Origin of the sequence: Granulicella sp. L60 (assembly GCF_009765825.1) — a bacterium.
Classification (GTDB): domain Bacteria; phylum Acidobacteriota; class Terriglobia; order Terriglobales; family Acidobacteriaceae; genus Edaphobacter.
Genome location: NZ_LMUR01000022.1, coordinates 486,469 through 506,931, shown reverse-complemented (window position 1 = coordinate 506,931; position 20,463 = coordinate 486,469). Strand labels below are relative to the sequence as shown.

Here is a 20,463-nt window from a genome sequence, read left to right as displayed (position 1 = left end):
TATCAGCAGTACATGGTGGCTCCGGTGGAGGCGCTGGTGGCGATACCGGATAGTCTGAGTGACGTTGAAGCAGCACCGCTGCTCTGCGCAGGAATTACGACCTACAATGCACTGCGGCATAGCGGTGCGATGCCTGGTGATCTGGTTGCCGTGCAGGGTATCGGCGGGCTGGGTCATCTTGGAGTTCAATTTGCGAGTAAGTTTGGTTACAAGGTCGCAGCCATCGGACGCGGGCCGGAGAATGCGGTGCTTGCGAAGAAGTTGGGGGCAAGCGTGTACATCGACAGCAAATCGGCGAACGCGGCAGAGGAGTTGCAAAAGCTGGGCGGGGCGCGGGTGATTCTAGCGACGGCACCGAGTTCAAAGGCGATGTCCGAGTTGTTCGACGGTCTGGGGCCGAACGGTAAGCTCGTGGTGATTGGTGCGGCGTTCGATGCCATTGAGGTGACACCGATACAGCTCATCACTGGAAGTCGAACGATTCAAGGCTGGGCTGCGGGAACACCGGCAGACTCCGAGGACACACTGCGGTTTGCCGAACTGAGCGGCGTGCGTCCGATGATCGAGACCTATCCGCTGGAGAAGGCGGCTGAGGCTTTTGCGCGGATGCTGAGCGGCAAGGCAGAGTTTCGCGTGGTGCTGACGATGTGACGAGGGTGCGATCGCTCTGAACTTGGTCGGCTCAGATGCTATCAAATATAAAAATTGATATTGCTTTCTGGCTGAGAAAAGCGGTTCGCGCAGGCGCGAATGCCCACATCTCAGGATCGAGATATGGGGCACCCGGCAAAGTGCGCGAAGGATGGGGCACCCGGTCATTTGTGGTTGGTTGAGATGGGTAAAACTAAGCGTGGGCGGGCCGCCTAAGAACAAACAGCCCACTTGTCGCAGATCGTTGTCTTACTCTATTGCTCGTATAAAAGTGTAATGACGCCATTCAATTCATGTAGATACACAATTGGGGTTGGGTAAGGTGGCTGTGTTGTGGGGGAAAGTACTACCATCGAACGCGGCAAACTATCACCCTGTACGCGCTCGCCGATGAGTATGTATCCGTTTGTATCGTTGCCGCCAAAGGCGCTGATGACATACCCCGCAGTGGCCAGGGTTGTTGCCGCGGAGACAACTGCCGAAGAGATTTGATTCTGCTGCGGAACCACGACCGTTTGCGTTTCATACATGGTCGTTGTGTCGCCGGTCCATCCATAAGAGACCAAAATGGCATTGCCCGAGACGTCGAAAGAAACTGCCGTAATAATCCGGCTTTCCTTAGCGTCCAAAGTAGCTTGAGCTTGAATCTGTGCTTGCTGGCTTGTCCCAGCAGGAACAACGGGGTCAAGTCGATAGTCAAACCCACCCGCTTGCGTCGTTTGAACCCACGACACTGCATAAGCATCTTCGAGAGGCTCCAAATCCAGAGACGTGATTACAATGTTGGCGGCTGTATACGATTGCAGATCTGAGATGTAATTGGAATAGCTCCCACCTTGGTAGTGCATGTTGAACGCCGTCGTCGTCGGCGGCAGCGGTTCGTACGCGTAGCTCCAGGAGCATTCGCCTCCACCGCACGCAAAAGAAGATCCTATTCCAAGGGGAGTACCCAGTGCATTATCAGCAAAAGTACTAACGATGCCGCTCGGCCCTACTAGGACTTCACCGACGCCACTGCCTTTATTAAATAGGCCTGCAGTATCCACCTGCTGCCAGAACAGATAACGCAGATCTCCCGCCTTGGGAGATCGTGGGCCCGCAGTGAGCGTGGCGGCCTTGCTCGCAAGGTTGCTGGTTGCATTGCTGACCTTCACCTGGAAAGATCCGATGGCGGTAGACCCGGCGGTGCTCGGTTGGGTGACAGGCGTCGTAAAGGAAGCGCCAGTCGCTCCTGGAATGTCGACGCCATTCATACTCCACTGATAGCTGAGCGGTGAGGTGCCAGTGGCTGTGACAGTGAAGGTCGCGGCTTCGCCAATGGGGACAGTCTGGCTCAACGGCTGCTGGGTAATGCTAACTGCCTGTGCAGGCACAGAAATGATGCTATTGTCTCCGCAACCAATGAGAGAGAGCGCTGTTCCACCCAAGAGGAGCACTCCTAAGAACCGACTCCATGTCCATGTGGTTGTACGGAGGGATAAGTCCGAAGGGGCAACGGAATTCAAGGCAGCGTCTGAAACCAAAATAGTGACGTTAGGGCAGAAAGTGCGCAGCAAGCCAGCAATAAATCTCACGTTCGAAAGACCTCGGGGAACCGAAAGTTGGAGCGTAATACATAAAGCGATTCAAAGACGAGTGTGGACAATGTGGAGACAGATAAAACTTATACAGGCTAAAGGAAAATGGCAAAGACTTTGCGAACAACGTCTCAATAACATTCCATGCACGGTGGCGGTCCGCCCTCATAACAACCATAAATGACAGGGTGGCCGTAGCAGCCAAGTCTGAACCTAACTCCCGAAATCCGTGGATGGAGAGCGAAGTAAACAAAACAACGGCAGAGCCGAAGCTCTGCCGTTGTTTGTTGTTACGCGAAGCGTCGAGAACGGTACGAAGTACTTACTCGGCGGCTAGTTCTTCTTGTTCGCCTTCCATGCGCATCTGCTCTAGTTCGCGCTCTTCGGCTTCGATGGCGGATGCCACTTCCTGCTGGACCTGGGCTGCCGCTTCTTCCAGTTCGGGTGAGAGCTGGACGTTGCGGTAGTACTCCATGCCGGTTCCGGCGGGGATGAGGCGGCCAACAATGACGTTTTCCTTGAGGCCACGGAGCGTGTCGATGGAGCCGTTGATGCTGGCTTCGGTGAGTACGCGGGTGGTCTCCTGGAAGCTGGCGGCCGAGATGAAGCTGTCGGTCGAGAGCGACGCCTTGGTGATGCCGAGCAGGAGCGAACGGCCGATGGCGGGACGGCCACCAGTCATCAGGACGCGCTGGTTCTCCGCGTTGAAGCGGAAGCGGTCCGTCTGCTGATCGACGAGGAAGGTGGTGTCGCCAACCTCTTCGATCTTGACCCAGCGAAGCATCTGACGAACGATGGTTTCGATGTGCTTGTCGGAGATGGTGACGCCCTGGAGCCGGTAGACTTCCTGGATTTCGTTGACGAGGTACTGCTGGAGTGCGCGCTCGCCGAGAACTTCCAGGATGTCGTGCGGGTTGCGGGGACCGTCGATCAGAGCATCACCGGCACGGAGGCGTTCGCCTTCCTGCACGTTGACGTAAGTACCGCGGGGAACGCTGTACTCCTCTTCCTGACCGTTGTCCGCGGTGACGTAGACCTTGCGCTGACCCTTCGACACTTCGCCGAAGCGAACGACGCCATCGATCTTGCTGATGATCGCGGGGTCGCGGGGCTTGCGTGCCTCGAAGAGTTCGACGACGCGTGGGAGACCGCCGGTGATGTCCTTGGTACGCGTGGTTTCGCGTGGGATCTTGGCAAGGATGTCGCCGGGGAAGATCTCGTCGCCGTCGGCCACCATGAGGTGAGCGCGTGAAGGCATGAGGTACCGCTTGTTGCCGGATGCAGACTTGATGATGATGGCAGGCTGACGCTTCTCGTCGGAGGAGTCGGCGACGACCAGACGGCTGAGGCCGGTGACTTCGTCGACTTCTTCGTTGAGGGTGACGCCTTCCTGGAGGTCCTTGAACTGGACGGTTCCAGCGATCTCGGTGAGGAGGGAGAAGGTGTACGGATCCCACTCGCCGAGCGTGGTGCCCTGTTTGACCTGCGCGCCCTCTTCGACCTTGAGCTTGGCGCCGTAGACGACAGCGTAACGCTCCTTCTCGCGGCCCTTGTCATCGACGATGGCGAGCGAGCCATTGCGGTTGAAGGCGACCAGGCCGCCGTCCTTGGAGCGAACGGTGACGAGGTTGATGAAGCGTACGGTACCGGCGTTCTTGGCCTCGAGGTGCGAGGCGTCGGATACGCGTGATGCCGTACCGCCGATGTGGAAGGTACGCATGGTGAGCTGGGTGCCGGGCTCGCCGATGGACTGCGCCGCGATGACACCGACGGCTTCGCCCATCTCCACCATCTTGCCTGAGCCGAGGTTACGGCCGTAGCAGAGGATGCAGACGCCGCGCTTGGACTCGCAGGTGAGAACCGAGCGGATCTTGACGCGCTCGATACCCGCGGCCTGAACGGCGTTGGCGAGATCTTCGTCGATCTCCTGGTTGATGTCGACGATGGTCTTGCCCTCGAAGTCCTTGAGCTTCTCGAGCGAGACGCGGCCGATGATGCGGTCGCGCAGGGGCTCGATGGTCTCGCCGGCTTCGATGATGGGGGTGACGTAGATGCCTTCGACGGTGCCGCAGTCGTTGTGCGAGATGATGACATCCTGCGCAACGTCGACCAGACGGCGGGTGAGGTAACCCGAGTCAGCGGTCTTGAGTGCGGTATCGGCGAGGCCCTTACGTGCGCCGTGAGTCGAGATGAAGTACTGCAGCACGGTGAGACCTTCGCGGAAGTTCGCCGTGATGGGGGTTTCGATGATTTCGCCGGAGGGCTTTGCCATCAAACCACGCATGCCGGAGAGCTGGCGGATCTGCTGTTTGGATCCACGAGCACCGGAGTCGGCCATGATGTAGATCGGGTTCATGGCTCCTTCCTTGTCGGCCTGCTTCATGTTGTTGAACATCTCGTCGGCGACGCGCTCGGTGACGGTGGACCACATCTGGATGACCTTGTTGGAGCGCTCACCGTTGGTGATGGCTCCGTCGAGGTACTGCTGCTGCATGGTGAGGACGGTCTTTTCGGCGTCGCCCACGAGGGTGTACTTGGAGTCGGGGATGACCATGTCGTCGAGACCGACCGAGAGGCCGGAACGAGTGGCATAGGTGAAGCCGAGATCCTTGACGCGATCGAGGGTCTTGACGGTGACTTCAAGGCCGAGGTTCAGGTAGCAGTAGTTGATGAGCTGGCCGATTCCTTTCTTCTTGAGAAGGCCGTTGACGTAGGGCATGCCTTCGGGGAGCGCATCGTTGAGGATGGCGCGGCCGACGGTGGTCGAGATGAACTGGTTGTTGAACTCGACCGGCTCGGTGTGGGTGAGGTCCTGATCGTCGTACGCGGTGGTCATGTCGAGGACAGGGCCGGTGTAGCGCAGACGGATCGGGGTGAGGGTCTCGACCTGCTTCGCTTCGAGAGCCATGAAGACCTCTTCGATGTTGGCGAAGACGCGGCCTTCACCCTTGGCGTTAACCTTCGCCTTGGTGAGGTAGTAGAGGCCGAGGACGAGGTCCTGCGTTGGGACGGTGATGGGTTGACCGCTGGCGGGCGAGAGGATGTTGTGCGAAGCGAGCATGAGTACGCTGGCTTCGATCTGTGCCTCAGGCGAGAGCGGGATGTGAACTGCCATCTGGTCGCCATCGAAGTCCGCGTTGAAGGCGGTGCAGACGAGCGGATGGATCTTGATCGCCTTACCTTCAACAAGCACGGGCTCGAAGGCCTGGATGCCGAGACGGTGAAGGGTCGGAGCGCGATTCAAGAGAACCGGGTGATCCTTGATGACCTCTTCGAGGATGTCCCAGACGATGGGCTCCTGCATCTCGACCATCTCTTTGGCTTGCTTGATGGTGGTGCAGTGGCCGGTCTGCTCGAGGCGGTGATAGATGAATGGCTTGAAGAGCTCGAGCGCCATCTTCTTGGGAAGACCGCACTGGTGCAGCTTCAGCTCGGGACCGACGACGATGACCGAACGGCCGGAGTAGTCGACGCGCTTGCCGAGGAGGTTCTGACGGAAGCGGCCCTGCTTGCCCTTGAGGGTGTCGGAGAGCGACTTCAGCGGACGGTTGTTCGCGCCACGCAGGACGCGGCCACGGCGGCCGTTGTCGAAGAGAGCATCGACGGCCTCCTGCAACATGCGCTTCTCGTTGCGGACGATGACCTCAGGTGCGTGGAGGTCCATCAGCTTCTTGAGGCGGTTGTTACGGTTGATGACGCGGCGATAGAGGTCGTTCAAGTCCGACGTGGCGAAGCGGCCGCCGTCGAGCGGAACGAGGGGGCGAAGCTCCGGCGGGATCACGGGGATCACGTCGAGGATCATCCACTGGGGCAGGTTGTCGGACTTCTTGAAGGCCTCGACGATCTTGAGACGCTTGGAGTACTTGAGCTTCTTTTGCAGCGAGGTCTCGGTCTTCATGCGCTCGCGCAGTTCGATCGAAAGCTCGGCGATCTCGACGCGCTTGAGGAGCTCCTTGATGGCTTCGGCGCCCATCATGGCCTTGAAGCCGGAGGGGCGGTACTGCTGGTCGAGCTCGCGGAACTTGGTCTCGTCCTTGATGACCTCGCGCTCCTTGACCGGCGCATCGCCTGGATCGACGACGACGTAGGACTCGAAGTAGAGGACAGCCTCGAGCTCACGCAGGCTGATGTCGAGCAGGTGGCCGATGCGCGAGGGCAGGCCCTTGAAGAACCAGACGTGCGAGCATGGGCTGGCGAGCTCGATGTGTCCGAGGCGCTCGCGGCGAACCTTCGAGAGGGTGACTTCGACGCCGCACTTGTCGCAGATGACGCCGCGGTGCTTCATGCGCTTGTACTTGCCGCAGAGGCACTCCCAGTCGGTGATGGGGCCAAAGATGCGGGCGCAGAAGAGTCCGTCGCGCTCCGGCTTAAAGGTGCGGTAGTTGATGGTTTCGGGCTTGGTGACTTCGCCGTGCGACCAGCTGCGGATCTTCTCGGGGCTGGCGAGCTGGATCTTAATGGCGTCGAAGTCGGCGATGGGACCGGTTAGTTCGAAGGGGCTGGAGCGAAACATATTTGGCTCTCCGGTGCAGCGTCAGGCTGCTGTTACTAATTCTGTTTCACGATGACTTTCGGCGCATCGTGATACCGGTGGTTCTGGTACAGGTGCTTGTATTCAATTGTGGGTGCCACCGGAGTGGCGGCCTGAGGAGAATACGCAATAACCTCCTCAGGCCCTGGTGCATTAGTCTGCTGCGGCGATGGCTGGCAGTGGCTGCTTCTTCTGGTCGGCGAGCTTGATCAGCTCGACGTCCAGGCAGAGGGACTGCAGTTCGCGGATAAGAACGTTGAACGACTCGGGAACACCCGGCTCGATGGCAGCTTCGCCCTTGACGATGGCTTCGTAGATCTTGGTACGACCGAAGACGTCGTCGGACTTGGCGGTGAGCAGCTCCTGCAGGATGTAAGCTGCGCCGTATGCTTCAAGGGCCCAGACCTCCATCTCTCCGAAGCGCTGTCCGCCGAACTGCGCCTTACCGCCCAGCGGCTGCTGGGTGATGAGCGAGTACGGCCCGATGGAACGAGCGTGGATCTTGTCGTCGACAAGGTGCGACAGCTTGAGCATGTAGATGTAGCCGACGGTGGCGGGCTGCTCGAACGGATCGCCGATCATGCCATCGAAGAGCTGCGTCTTGCCCGAGCTCGGAAGACCAGCGGCCTTGAGGAGCGCCTTGATCTCGGTCTCGCGTGCGCCGTCGAATACCGCCGTGCCGAACCAGATGCCGCGCTTCATGCCGGCAGCGACGCGCATGGTCTGCTCGTCGTCGAGGTCAAGAAGCTGGTTGAGAGCGGCAGTACCGGCGAAGCGCGCCTTGAAGAGCTCGCGAACTTCGTTGGCCGACTCCATCTGTGCGGCGAGTTCGGCGATCTGCGCGCCGAGGGTGTGTGCTGCCCACCCGAGGTGCGTCTCGAGGATCTGACCGACGTTCATACGCGAAGGCACACCGAGCGGATTGAGGACGATCTCTACCGGGGTTCCATCGGGAAGGTAAGGCATGTCTTCCTCTGGAAGGATCCGGGCGATGACGCCCTTGTTACCGTGGCGGCCGGCCATCTTGTCACCGACAGAGAGCTTGCGCTTCATGGCGATGTAGACCTTGACCATCTTGATGACGCCGGGAGCGAGTTCGTCGCCCTTCTGCATCTTGCCGATCTTCTCGTTGGTGATCTTGCGGAGAACATCGATCTGACGTGAGGTCATCTCCTCGATCTCATCGATCTGCTCGTTGACACGGGGATCCTTGTCGGCGTAGCGGATGCGCTTGAGGTTACGGGTGCTGATGAGCTCGATGGTGTCGCGGTCGAGGATGTCGCCCTTGTTGAGCAGCTTCTTGTTGGTGCGCTCGTCGTGCAGGTCAGCAAGAACTTCCTTCGCTCCGAGAATTGCCTCGAGGCGCTTGAGGCGCTCGTCGGTGAGAATACGAATCTCATCGGCGAGGTTACGCTCGAGCTTCTCGATCATCTCCTGCTCGATCTGCTTGGCGCGTTCGTCCTTCTCCTGACCCTTGCGGGAGAAGATGCGGACGTCGACGACGGTGCCTTCGATACCCGGAGGGCACGTCAGCGAAGCGTCGCGAACATCGCCGGCCTTTTCGCCGAAGATGGCGCGGAGGAGCTTCTCTTCCGGCGTCAGCTGGGTTTCACCCTTCGGCGTTACCTTGCCGACGAGGATGTCGTTGTGGCCGATCTTCGCACCGATGCGGATGATGCCCGAGTCGTCGAGATCGCGCAGTGCGTGCTCGCTGACGTTGGGAATATCGCGCGTGATCTCTTCCGGCCCGAGCTTGGTGTCGCGAGCTTCGATCTCGAACTCCTCGATGTGGATCGAGGTGTAGTAGTCCTCGCGGACCAGCTTCTCCGAGATGAGGATCGCGTCCTCGAAGTTGTAACCGCGCCACGGCATGAAGGCGACCAGAACGTTACGGCCGAGGCCGAGTTCGCCCTGCTCGGTGCAAGGACCGTCGGCGATGACCTGACCCTTGATGACGCGATCACCTTTGCGGACGATCGGCTTCTGATTGATGCAGGTGTTCTGGTTGGAGCGCTTGAACTTCGTGAGCTGATAGATGTCCGAGCCAACCTCACGCGAGAGCTGCGTGGGGTGATGCTCGCCTTCTACGCGGACGATGATGCGCTCGGAGTCGACCGAGTCGATGATGCCGTTGCGCTTGGCCAGGATGACGGCGCCGGAGTCGCGGGCGGTGACGCCCTCCATTCCGGTACCGACGAAGGGAGCCTCGGCAACGAGCAGAGGAACGGACTGCCGCTGCATGTTTGCGCCCATCAGCGCGCGGTTGGCGTCGTCGTGCTCGAGGAACGGAACGAGCGAGGCAGCGACCGAGACCAGCTGCTTCGGCGAGACGTCAACGTAGTCCACTTCGGACTTGTTGACGAGGACGAAGTTGCCCTGGCGACGGGCGTCGACGACATCCTGCACGATGTTCAGCTTCTCATCGAGCTCGATGTTGGCCTGCGCGATGGTGTGGCGATCCTCTTCCCATGCAGAGAGATAGAAGCTGAAGGGAGCAAGATCCATGGTGCGCTTCTTGTCCTTCTTCAACTGCTCGTTCTGCTTGCGGGCCTCTTCGATCTCGAGGTAGTCGCCCTGACGCAGACCGGACTCACCAGCGTTGGTGACGGAGACGTAGTCGAGCGCGCGGCCGTCCTTGACGCGACGGTAGGGCGACTCGATGAAACCGTATTCGTTGATGCGCGCGAAGCAGGAGAGCGACGAGATAAGACCGATGTTCGGGCCTTCCGGGGTCTCAATCGGGCAGATGCGTCCGTAGTGAGTCGGGTGCACGTCGCGGACTTCGAAGCCGGCTCGCTCACGGGAGAGACCACCAGGCCCAAGGGCGGAGAGGCGACGCTTGTGCGTGATCTCCGAGAGGGGGTTGGTCTGGTCCATGAACTGCGAGAGCTGCGAGGAGCCGAAAAACTCACGAATCGCGGCCATAACTGGCTTGGCGTTGATGAGGTCGTGCGGCATCGCGGTCGACATCTCCTGATAGACCGACATCTTCTCCTTGATGGCGCGCTCCATGCGGACGAGTCCGATGCGGAACTGATTCTCCATCAACTCACCGACAGCGCGGACGCGGCGGTTGCCAAGGTGATCGATGTCGTCGACGTTGCCGATGTTCTTGCGCAGCTTGAGGAGGTAACGGATGGTGCCGTAGAAGTCCTCGGGCGTCAACGTGCGCTTGTCGAGGCCCGAGGGGTCCTGGTTCTCGTAGAGCTTGATGTTGAACTTGAGGCGGCCGACACGCGAGAAGTCATACTTGCGCGGATCGAAGAACATGCCTTCGAAGAGCGCGGTCGCGGTGTCGAGCGTCGGTGGGTCGCCGGGACGCAGCTTACGGTAGATCTCGATCAGCGCCTCTTCGGGCTTGCGCACGGAGTCGCGGCGGAGAGTGTTGGTGATGATGTTGCCCACGTCGTCGCGCTCGGGAAAGAAGACCTCGAAGCTGGTGACGCCGGACTGGATGATCTTGTGCAGCTTGTCGGCGGTCAGCTCCTGGTTGGCTTCGTAGAGCAGCTCGCCGGTGGAGAGGTCGACGACGTCGGACGCAGTCATCGCACCGTCGAACTCGCTGGTCTCGATCTCGATCGCTTCGATCTTGTGCGTGCGCAGAGCCTTGAGCGTGTGAGCCGAGATCTTGCGGGTCGCCGGTGCGATCTCCTCACCCTTGACGGTGATGGCAGCCGCGGGGCGTGTGCCCTGCAGATTCGACGCCTGACCTTCGGGCGCTACCTTCCAGCTGAGCTTGCCGGCGGCGACGTTGATGGTGTCGACGGTGTAGAAGGTCTTGAGGATCTCCTCGTCCGTACGCAGACCGAGGGCGCGCAGGAAGATGGTGCCGAGGAACTTGCGCTTGCGGTCGATGCGGACGTAGAGGGTGTTCTTCTGGTCGTACTCGAACTCCACCCAGCTGCCGCGGTACGGGATGATCTTGCCGAGGAAGTAGGTGCGGTTGTTCGCGGTCTCGAAGAAGACGCCGGGCGAACGGTGAAGCTGCGATACGATGACGCGCTCGGTACCGTTGACGATGAAGGTGCCGTTCTGGGACATGAGAGGAATGTCGCCGAAGAACACTTCCTGCTCCTTCATGTCGCGGAGGCTCTTGACGCCGGTCTCGGGATCCTTGTCGTAGATCTTCAGGCGGATCGTGACCTTCAGCGGTGCAGAGTAGGTCATGCCGCGCTCTTCGCACTCTGCCTGGTCGTACTTCAGCTGCAGGCCGACAGGGTCGCCGCACTTGGTGCAGAAGTCAGGGGTGTTCTTGTTATAGGTCCCGCAAAAGTTGCAGAGGACGTCGCCCGGATGGAAGGGGTCGGTGATGACCATGTGACCGCAGTGGGTGCAGGCCGTGCGCAGGTGGTTGAGACCCTTAAGGTAGCCGCACTTGCACTCCCAGTTGCCGATGGAGAAGTCGACAAACTCGAGCTCAGAGACGTTGCGGAAGTCGGTAATCGGGAACACCGAGGTGAAGACGGACTGCAGGCCGTTGTCTTCGCGCTCCTGCGGCAGCTTGTCCATCTGCAGGAAGCGCTCGTAGCTGCGGCGCTGGACCTCGATGAGGTTAGGAATCTGGATGGATGTGGGGATCTTCGAAAAATCGAGACGGCTACGGATCGCGCGCATTTCGCTGGACATGCTCTCTCCTGAAAACTGACCTTCGAGGCCTCCCGGTTGCATCCGCCCGCATCGTATGGCTGGCTGCAATCGTGAGGGGAGAGCTTGGCCGGGCTCTCCGGGTTTGGTTCTGATCGCGCAGTGGCTATGGTCTTCGGGTCTTGCTGTCCTCGATGGCAGCCAGTCCCGTGCGCAGAATGTTTTGCCGTGTCATTGCCCGGACACGGATAAATCTCGAAACTTTTACTACCTGCCGGCGTTCGAAGCTGCTATAAAGAACGCGTGCAGCGTGCTATTGACTCCTATACTGTGGAGACAATGCCGATAAACACGGCAAAGCGCTCGAAGGGACAGCGTGTCCCATGAGCGCAAAGGTCGACTTGTGCACTGTTTCTATATTGGTGGTATTAATGCCTGCCGCCATTGAGGTTCGCCTACCCCAAAGTTGCCGCTCGCTTGATTCCTATTGCACTATGCGCATCCGCCGCTCGAAGCGTATAGTGGCCGGTTCCTTAGCCTGTAAGACAGGATGATCCGGGATACAGCAAAATTTGACTGAAACCACCGTCCGCCAATGAGCACGCCAAGGCGGAACGAATCTTCTCTAACGTCAAGAATATCGCGTTCCGCCCCGGCGTGCAAGCTGGCAGTTAACTACTTGATTTCTACGGTTGCAACGCCTTCGAACTTCTTCGCGATGGCAGCTGCGTCATCCTTCGAAATGTTCTCCTTCAAGGGCTTGGGAGCGGCGTCAACCAGATCCTTGGCTTCCTTCAGGCCAAGAGCGGTGACTTCGCGTACAGCCTTGATGGTGTTGATCTTATTCGCGCCGGCATCCTTGAGGATAACGGTGAACTCGGTCTTCTCTTCAGCCGGTGCCGCTGCCGCTGCGCCGCCGCCTGCTGCCGGGGCTGCAACTGCTGCTGCTGCCGAAACGCCGAGACGCTCTTCGAGCTTCTTGACCAGAGCCGAGGCCTCGAGGAGGCTAAGGCTAACGATTGAATCTTCCAACTGCTGGATGTCTGCCATGTTATTTCTCCAATATAGAACTGAACTTTGTGTTGCCGATTACTTCTCCGAGAGCCTGACTGCGCTTCGGCTGCCTAAGCCCTCCCAGGTTTCCGTTGCGCCCAGACCAGCGCACCCGGGGAGACCAGACAAAACTTGGGTTTAGCCTTCGACCGGATCCGTTGTCGCGGCCTCTCCGGCCTGCGATGCGGTTCCGTTCTCTGGCTGCTCCGCAGCCGCATTGGCTGCTGGGGCTTCGATAGCGTGCGTCTCTGCAACGAGCTGACCTTCAGCTGCAGGAGCTTCGGCCGCCGGCGCTTCTGCTGCAGGTGCCGGAGCTGTTGCGGCCGGAGCTGCTGCGCCGGCAAACTTGCCCTTCTCGACGCCCTGATTGATGACAACGGCGAGATCGCGACCGGTAGCGTTGATGACGGTAGCCAGACGCTGTGCAGGCGACTGAATGAGGAAGAGGAGCTTCGAGAAGAGCTCTTCCTTGCCCGGCATGGTGGCGAGATCGCCGATCTCTTCAACGTTGATCAGCTTGCCGTCGATGATGCCCAGCTTGAAGGTGAACTCTGCGTTGTCCTTGACCCAGGTCGAGAGCGCCTTGGCCAGGGCGACAGGATCGCCGGAGGTGTAAGCCACCGCCGAGACGCCCTTGAGACCTTGAAGCGCAGCCTCGATCTTGGTTCCGCTGGAGGCCTTTGCGGCCAGCTTGTTCTTGACGACGTGATAGCTTCCGCCCGCGCCGCGAACTGCCTTACGCAGCTCAAAGTCCTTTGAGGCGGTAAGACCCTTGAAAGTGCCGATGATGGCGGAGGTCGAGTGCTGGAGCTCGGCTGCGAGCTTACCAACCTTCTCCGTCTTTGATGCTCTGGTCAATGCCATGACTGAATCCTCTTCGCTTTCGCTACCCCACTCCTCGCTTCCGCGGCCAGAGTGGGCTTGGTGCTAACTAAATTGATTAGGCCTTGCCAGCCAGTTCTGCGGCGGCGTAGTCGAGTTGAATGCCGGGGCCCATCGTCGAGCTGAGAGTCACGCCCTTGATGTACCTTCCCTTGGCTGCAGACGGCTTGGCTTTGACGACACTCGTGATGACGGTCATCGCATTGTCGACCAGCTTCTGCGGATCGAACGACAGCTTGCCCACCGGAACGTGCACAAGTGCAGTCTTGTCGGTGCGAAACTCGACCTTACCAGCCTTGATCTCTTTGACCGCTGAAGCAACGTCAGTGGTAACCGTACCGGTCTTCGGATTCGGCATCAGACCCTTGGGGCCGAGCACCTTACCGAGACGGCCGACAGACTTCATCATGTCGGGGGTCGCGATCAAGGCATCAAAGGCGGTCCAGTTTTCCTTCTGGATCTTTTCGACCAGCTCTTCACCACCGAAGAACTCAGCTCCGGCAGCCTCTGCATCCTTGATGCGGTCGCCCGAGGCGATCACAGCGACGATCTTCGACTTACCCAGACCGTGGGGCAGAACGACTGTGCCACGAACCATCTGGTCGGCGTGCTTAGGATCTACACCAAGACGCATGGTCAGATCGACCGTCTCATCAAACTTTGCGTACTTCGCTTTTTGGAGAAGTGGAACTGCGTCCACCAACAGGTAGGCACGTGGCTCAACGAGCGCGCGCGCCTTTACCAGATTCTTAGATAGCTTCCTTGCCATTTTCCCTCGTCTCCCACCCCTCAGTAGCTGTTCTCTCCGGGCGTGGTTCTCGACTGACCTCAACTAGGTGTTGAGGCACTCTTATGAGTATGCCAAAAATCTTGTTTTAGTGCAAGATTTTCATTTCAAAATTCAGATGATGGTCTCACGCGGTGATCTCCTTCACGACCCGGTGCGCTGACTCGATAGCGCCCTGCATCCACCCGTTCCATCGGGATGTATGCTCGCCCGCAAAGAAAATTCGGCCTTCCCTACGTGCATTCACGGGGATCCAGCTCAGTTCGCCAGGACCAAACGAAGTAAGACCGCCCCGCTGCCACGGGTCCTCGCCCCAGCTCTTCACTCGAGCCGCCTCGAACTGATCCCGCGCCCCCGGAAACACGATCTCCGCATCAGCGAGCGTCTGTTGTACCCGGCTCTGCGCATCCATCGTGTCGAGCTTCGCAGCGTTCTCTCCAATGACATACGACAGCAGCAGACCGCGCTCCTCCGGCGACTCCGGCCCAAGTGCCCAAAATCTTTCCGACAGAAGGTCTGTATTCGCAAACCCGCTCAGCCCCTTCGCCTTCCAGAACTGCTTCTGCATCTGCAGGAAGACTTTGTCCACCGGAAAGTACTTCAGCTCCCGGATAACGCGTTGCTTTTCAGTCGACAGCTTTGCGTCCGCAAAGAGATTCCTCGCCACCGAAAACGGCAGCGCCGACACAACATAGTCTCCCCGAACCGTCTCATGCCCGCCGGCATGTTCCATCACGGCCCACGCGCCGCTGTCATTCTGCCCAACGCCTGTCACCCGGCATCCATATCGAATCGCCCCGCCCAACTCCAACTTCTTCGCCAGCGAGCCAGGAAGCTGGTCGTTGCCCCCGCGGATATGAAAGTACTCGCGGGTGACCTGCTCATTGAATTCCACCAGAAGCAACAGGCCAGCGCTAGCCGAGGAATCTCCGCCCAGGGTGACGAGTTCGACCGCATCGCGGGAGAGCCCCTGCTTTTCCAGGTACTGCCGCAAGGTGTAGTGATCCTGCTCCAGGATCGGGCCGGGTACGCTCAGAGAATCCTTGCTATCTTTTACCAGCTCCAATGGGCCGCCCATGTAGCGCTTCGCCATGCCTCCGCGACCCAGGCGCCTCTCCTCGGCAGTCAACTGCAGGGGCCAATCCGGTTCGGGGCCATGCCCGGGCACATAGTTCTGTCCGCGCAGATGCACCACATCGGCCAGGTTGCCGCCCTTGAACGGCTCCAGCGTCAACCCAAACTCGCGCACATAATCCAACGTCATATGGTGCGTATCCGGAATGCGCGTCGCTCCGGTCTCAGCCGAGAGCCCCTGATCAAGCCCTTCGCGCAGCGTCAGGACCCTGCCCCCGGCACGCCCCTGTCCTTCAAGGACGACTACCTCGAAGCCTAGCTTGCGAAGTTCGTAGGCGCATGAAAGACCCGCCAGCCCACCGCCCACAACCACTACCCTTCTCTTCGCCTCGGCCGCGCGAACAAACTTTACAGGAGCAAATGCAGACGCCGCCGCTGCAGCCAGGAAAGTACGCCGATTCATCATGCCTCATCCTCATCTCTTAAGTCTCAACCGCTTGCGATTCAGCATCGCGTTCGGGAGATTGTTCCACTGCAATCAACAATACGAGATCCACTGAATTATTCCCGAATTCTACACTTGACGAAGCCTTGAAGCCGGTCTATGCTCGTCTCACAATTGGCGAACAAATGGCGAAAATTATCAGTCCCGACCTCTTCCCGATCCTTCCCTCGCAACCCGTTGGAATCGCTCGTCTGGCCGCGCAGGCAGAGCATGCCGACGACGGCCACCTGATCGAGTTCAAGGCGCTGAAAGTGCGGAGCATCCTCAACTGGTCGGTCTCGAAGCGGCGGATATGGACGGCCTACAGCATCAATCCGTACCGTGGATGCGAGTTCGGCTGCAAGTACTGCTATGCGCGGTACACCCACGAGTTCATGGCCCCGAAGAGTGCCGCTTCGGGAGTTTTGGCAGAATCTGGCTTGTTGGCTGGCGGGCTGGAGAATAAGCCGGACTTTCACGATCCCTTGCTGTTCGAACGCATGATCTTCATGAAGCAGAACGCCGCGTGGCTACTGGAGCAGGAGTTGAAGAAGATCGATCCTGCAGTGGAGATTGCACTGGGTACGGCCACCGATCCATATCAGCCGATCGAACGAAAGGCACGGATTACGCGCAGCCTGCTAGAGGTGTTTGCACGAAAGACAGGCTATCGGATCGGTATTGTGACCAAGTCGCGGCTGATCGAGAGGGATATCGATCTGCTCACTGAGATCGCGCGCTACAACACGCTGGTGGTGCACATAACGATCACGACGCCGGATGCGGAGCTGGCGAGACTTCTGGAGCCGCGTGCTCCACGGCCGGATCTGCGCTTTCGTGCGGTAAAGCGGCTGCGCGCGGCATGCATACGGACGGGAATCCTGTGCTGCCCGCTGCTTCCAGGAATTACAGACTCCGAGCAGGCGATCGACGAGATGGCTCGCCGCGCCGCGGAGGTGGGAGCCTGTTTTATGGCGGCCAACCCACTCTTTCTCAAGCCGTGCTCACGCCCTACTTATCTGAGCTTCGTCCGTGAGCACTTCCCCTCCCTTGTGGCCGATTACGAGAAGCGGTTCGGTAGCGCGGACTTTGCGGCACCGGAGTACACCAGGAAGATGGCGGCTGTCGTCGGAGAGGCGTGCCGCAGGCATGGGTTGGGGCGCCGCTCCATGGACGCGGTGCTGACGCGGGACACTGGCGACAGGAAGATGCCTGCGAGCAGAGCAGAGCCGGCGCAACGAAAGCTGTTTGCGTAGAGATTTCTTTTGGAGTGCCGTGCGGAGTCTTCTGCGCGAACACCTTTTTCTCGGAAAGACTGACGGGAGTGAAGAATGCAAACAATGTGGACGATTCGACCAGCAAGGCCAGCGGGACGTAGTCGCAGGCGGAGGTGTATTGCTCACAAAGCAGCAGCATCGCGACGCTGGTGTGCGGACGTTCTCTACCAGCTGGCGCCCACTCAATCACCTCAAAGATGGTGTCGGCCGTCGCTCAAAAGACATAACAGGATGATCCGGACGTGAGGAGAGCCTATCGATTCGCAGGCACAAAGCAGCGAAGGAGGATGCCGGGAGACGCTCGCCATATCGTGCGGCGATGCTTCCCTTCATCCTCCAATCGCGTAAAGCGGATGCTGCGAAGTTAGGCTACGACGTCGATGCCCATCGAACGGGCGGTACCGCGGATGGTCTTGGCGGCAGCTTCAACCGTCGAGGCGTTCATGTCCGGCATCTTCTGCTTGGCGATCTCGAGAATCTGCTTCTCGGTGACCTTGCCCTTCTTCTCCTTGTTCGGAGTGCCGGAGCCCTTCTCGATACCTGCGGCCTTAAGCAGAAGCACCGGAGCCGGAGGCGTCTTGGTGACAAAGCTGAAGGTGCGATCGGCATAGACGCTGATCACGACCGGGACGGTGAGGCCGACCAGAGCGGGGTCTTTGCTTGTCCGCTCGTTGAACTGCTTGCAGAACTCCATGATGTTGACCTGCGCTTGGCCAAGTGCTGGGCCAACCGGAGGTGCAGGTGTGGCCTTGCCGGCCATGATCTGAAGCTTGACGTATCCAGTAATCTTCTTCGGTGCCATTGCGGTAAATCCTCTTTATGCTTCTAGCAGTAGACGCTCCTCAGAAGAACGCTGCTGCTGACTAGTAGTTCTAAACTCTGCCACCCGCTGCGGGATGGTTACTCGTCGACGACCTTGTCGACTTTGGAAAATTCGATCTCGACCGGAGTGGAACGACCGAAGATGCTGACCATGACCTTGAGAGTCTGCTTGTCTTCGTTGATATCGTCGACCGCGCCCGTGAAGTTAGCGAATGGGCCTTCGTTGATGCGGACCTGCTCGCCCTTGTCGAACTTGACCTTCATGCTCGGCTTGCTGCTCGAGGTGTCGGAGCGGAAGAGGATGGAGCTGACCTCCTGCTCGGAGAGAGCGACCGGGTTGTCGCCCGTGCCAAGGAAGCCGGTGACGCGCGGCGTGTTCTTGATCACGTGCCAGAGGTCGTTATCGAGATCCATCTCGACCAGAACGTAGCCCGGCAGGAAGACGCGCTCGATGGTGTACTTCTTTCCATTGCGCAGCTCGGTAACCGGCTCGGTCGGAATCATGATGCGGCCGATCTTGTTCTGCAGGCCAAACGCCGTGATGCGGCTCTCAAGCGACTCCCGCACCTTCCGCTCAAAGCCGGAGTAGGCGTGGATGATGTACCACTTGAAGTTCTCGTTGACCGGCGGGGCAAGCTGCTCCGTGGACGGATCACCGGCGGCGTTGACCGCCTCGGGGTTCTGCTCTTCCGGATTCTGCTCGTCTGCCGCCATCGTTGTGCCTTTTTCGCGCATCTCTACTTCTTTCTACCGGCCTTACTCGGAAATCAAAACTTAGTGCTGGGTGAGGTGTCTCAACATATACTCAATCGCGCCACCGATAGAGTAGTCCACTATCCAGAAGTATGCGGCGAAGATAAATACCGTCACCAGTACGACGATCGTGGTCGACTGGACCTCGGCGCGCGGTGGCCAGATCACCTTGCGCATCTCGCTGCGCACATCCTTGAGAAACTCACTCAGGCGAGCCGGCTGCGACTTCAACTGCTGCATTCCAGTGCTGGGCTGATCGGTTACCGCTATTGTCTTGGCCATAGTGCTATCTCAAATCTTCGTGGTACTGCGTGAATTCTGTCTCCCGGACTCGAGGGACCGGGCAAACTGGCGGGGGAGCTCGGATTCGAACCGAGAAGTTCGGTTTTGGAGACCGACAGTTTAACCGTTGAGCTTACTCCCCCTGATATGGAGTGAGGATTACGTTCGCCTCACTCCCGAATCCGGCTGGAGGTTACTTTGTTTCCTTGTGATCTGTGTGCTTGCGGCAGGTATTGCAGAACTTCGAGAACTCAAGGCGGCCAGTGGTCGTCTTCTTGTTCTTCGTTGTTGAGTAGTTCCTGTTCTTGCACTCCGGGCACTGCAGTGTAATAATTTCGCGCATCTCTTTATCCTAACCGATTTCGAAGATTTAGGCTGCATCGACGAAACCCGTTTATTTTGAACGGTAGTTGCCGGAGACAGCTTCCCGCTTCCGGTACTTCCCTACCTTGATTACTAAAAACAGCTACGACATCTGTGGAGCAGTTACTTGATGATCTCGGAGATGGTTCCAGCTCCGACGGTGCGTCCGCCTTCGCGGATGGCGAAGCGCAGACCCTTCTCCATCGCAACCGGGGTGTGCAGCGTGATCTCCAGCTGGATGTTGTCGCCGGGCATCACCATCTCGGTGCCCTCCGGCAGCTTCGCCGAACCGGTTACGTCCGTGGTGCGGAAGTAGAACTGCGGGCGGTAGCCGTTGAAGAACGGAGTGTGACGTCCGCCCTCTTCCTTGCTCAGCACGTAGATCTCGCCCTTGAACTGGGTGTGCGGCGTGATCGAACCGGGCTTGGCCAACACCATGCCGCGCTCCACATCTTCCTTCGCGATGCCGCGCAGAAGAAGGCCGGCGTTGTCGCCTGCAAGACCCTCGTCCAGCTGCTTCTTGAACATCTCCACGCCCGTGCACACCGTCTGCTGGGTGTCGCGGAAGCCGACGATCGAACAAGCCTCGCCGACCTTGATCTTGCCACGCTCGATGCGGCCCGTGACTACCGTGCCGCGGCCGGAGATCGAGAAGATGTCTTCGATCGGCATCAGGAACGGAAGGTCGACTGCGCGCTCCGGCTGAGGAACATACTTGTCCACCGCAGCCATCAGCTCGTCGATCTTCGCCTCCCACTGGGCTTCGCCGTTCAGCGCGCCCAGGGCAGAGCCGCGGATGATCGGGGTATCGTCGCCAGGGTAGTCGTACTTCGACAGCAGCTCGCGAACTTCCATCTCGACCAGTTCGATCAGCTCTTCGTCCTCAACCGCATCGCACTTGTTCAGGAACACCACGATGTACGGAACGCCAACCTGGCGCGCGAGCAGAACGTGCTCCTTGGTCTGGGGCATCGGGCCGTCGGTCGCGGCAACCACCAGGATCGCGCCGTCCATCTGCGCGGCTCCCGTGATCATGTTCTTGATGTAGTCCGCGTGGCCAGGGCAGTCGACGTGCGCGTAGTGGCGGTTCGGCGTCTCGTACTCCACATGAGAGGTCGCAATCGTGATACCGCGCTCGCGCTCTTCCGGCGCATTGTCAATCGTGTCAAACGAACGGAACGTGTTCTTCGGGTTGTGCTTCGACAACACCTTCGTGATCGCCGCCGTCAGCGTCGTCTTGCCATGATCGATGTGCCCGATCGTTCCGATGTTTACGTGCGGCTTTGACCGGTCAAACTTTTCCTTGCCCATGACTCTCTCCGTGTTTCTGTAACTGGTAGATC

The 20,463-nt window shown here is 59.1% G+C and carries 14 protein-coding genes and 1 tRNA gene; 2 read left to right on the top strand and 13 right to left on the bottom strand.

What is annotated here, in order from left to right; all coding sequences use genetic code 11:
* Positions 1-12 precede the first annotated feature (12 nt).
* Positions 13-651 carry a zinc-binding dehydrogenase gene (locus tag GSQ82_RS23060; protein WP_371417268.1) on the top strand — a complete coding sequence of 213 codons (639 nt, stop codon included), beginning with the start codon at positions 13-15 and terminating at the stop codon, positions 649-651.
* A gap of 254 nt (positions 652-905) precedes the next feature.
* On the opposite strand, the gene GSQ82_RS23055 is transcribed toward GSQ82_RS23060, so the two are convergent.
* The 7 genes from GSQ82_RS23055 to GSQ82_RS23025 form a co-directional block, all read right to left on the bottom strand.
* Positions 906-2,078: an immunoglobulin domain-containing protein gene (locus GSQ82_RS23055; protein WP_158794612.1), complete on the bottom strand. Its 1,173-nt coding sequence runs from the start codon at positions 2,076-2,078 to the stop codon at positions 906-908.
* A 472-nt stretch (positions 2,079-2,550) separates the two neighbouring features.
* Positions 2,551-6,741, bottom strand: coding sequence for a DNA-directed RNA polymerase subunit beta' (gene rpoC / locus GSQ82_RS23050; protein ID WP_158794611.1), 4,191 nt, complete (start codon positions 6,739-6,741; stop codon positions 2,551-2,553).
* Positions 6,742-6,912: 171 nt separating this feature from the next.
* Positions 6,913-11,385, bottom strand: a complete 4,473-nt coding sequence (rpoB, locus tag GSQ82_RS23045) for a DNA-directed RNA polymerase subunit beta (protein WP_158794610.1) — start codon at positions 11,383-11,385, stop codon at positions 6,913-6,915.
* A 633-nt stretch (positions 11,386-12,018) separates the two neighbouring features.
* Complete coding sequence (gene rplL / locus GSQ82_RS23040; protein ID WP_158794609.1) at positions 12,019-12,393, bottom strand: 50S ribosomal protein L7/L12; 375 nt, start codon at positions 12,391-12,393, stop codon at positions 12,019-12,021.
* Between the two features lie 141 nt (positions 12,394-12,534).
* Positions 12,535-13,260, bottom strand: coding sequence for a 50S ribosomal protein L10 (rplJ, locus tag GSQ82_RS23035; protein WP_158794608.1), 726 nt, complete (start codon positions 13,258-13,260; stop codon positions 12,535-12,537).
* Positions 13,261-13,336: 76 nt separating this feature from the next.
* A complete protein-coding gene (rplA, locus tag GSQ82_RS23030; protein ID WP_158794607.1) occupies positions 13,337-14,047 on the bottom strand; it encodes a 50S ribosomal protein L1 in 711 nt (236 codons plus the stop codon).
* 145 nt (positions 14,048-14,192) lie between these two features.
* Entirely contained in the window at positions 14,193-15,605 is a 1,413-nt protein-coding gene (locus GSQ82_RS23025; protein WP_158794606.1) for an NAD(P)/FAD-dependent oxidoreductase, read from the bottom strand.
* 164 nt (positions 15,606-15,769) lie between these two features.
* Here GSQ82_RS23025 and GSQ82_RS23020 point away from each other — a divergent pair, with 164 nt between their 5' ends.
* Positions 15,770-16,879 carry a radical SAM protein gene (locus tag GSQ82_RS23020; protein WP_158794605.1) on the top strand — a complete coding sequence of 370 codons (1,110 nt, stop codon included), beginning with the start codon at positions 15,770-15,772 and terminating at the stop codon, positions 16,877-16,879.
* Positions 16,880-17,264: 385 nt separating this feature from the next.
* Here the strand turns inward: GSQ82_RS23020 and rplK are convergent, their stop codons facing one another.
* From rplK to tuf, 6 genes are all read right to left on the bottom strand, one after another.
* A complete protein-coding gene (gene rplK / locus GSQ82_RS23015; RefSeq protein ID WP_158794604.1) occupies positions 17,265-17,702 on the bottom strand; it encodes a 50S ribosomal protein L11 in 438 nt (145 codons plus the stop codon).
* 98 nt (positions 17,703-17,800) lie between these two features.
* Positions 17,801-18,457 (bottom strand): transcription termination/antitermination protein NusG, encoded by a 657-nt coding sequence (nusG, locus tag GSQ82_RS23010; RefSeq protein ID WP_158794603.1) that lies wholly within the window; start codon positions 18,455-18,457, stop codon positions 17,801-17,803.
* A gap of 39 nt (positions 18,458-18,496) precedes the next feature.
* A complete protein-coding gene (secE, locus tag GSQ82_RS23005) occupies positions 18,497-18,757 on the bottom strand; it encodes a preprotein translocase subunit SecE (RefSeq protein ID WP_158794602.1) in 261 nt (86 codons plus the stop codon).
* A 67-nt stretch (positions 18,758-18,824) separates the two neighbouring features.
* Positions 18,825-18,900, bottom strand: a tRNA-Trp gene (locus GSQ82_RS23000).
* Between the two features lie 50 nt (positions 18,901-18,950).
* Positions 18,951-19,100, bottom strand: coding sequence for a 50S ribosomal protein L33 (gene rpmG / locus GSQ82_RS22995; protein ID WP_013579310.1), 150 nt, complete (start codon positions 19,098-19,100; stop codon positions 18,951-18,953).
* A 143-nt stretch (positions 19,101-19,243) separates the two neighbouring features.
* Positions 19,244-20,431, bottom strand: a complete 1,188-nt coding sequence (gene tuf / locus GSQ82_RS22990; RefSeq protein ID WP_158794601.1) for an elongation factor Tu — start codon at positions 20,429-20,431, stop codon at positions 19,244-19,246.
* Between the last annotated feature and the right edge of the window lie 32 nt (positions 20,432-20,463).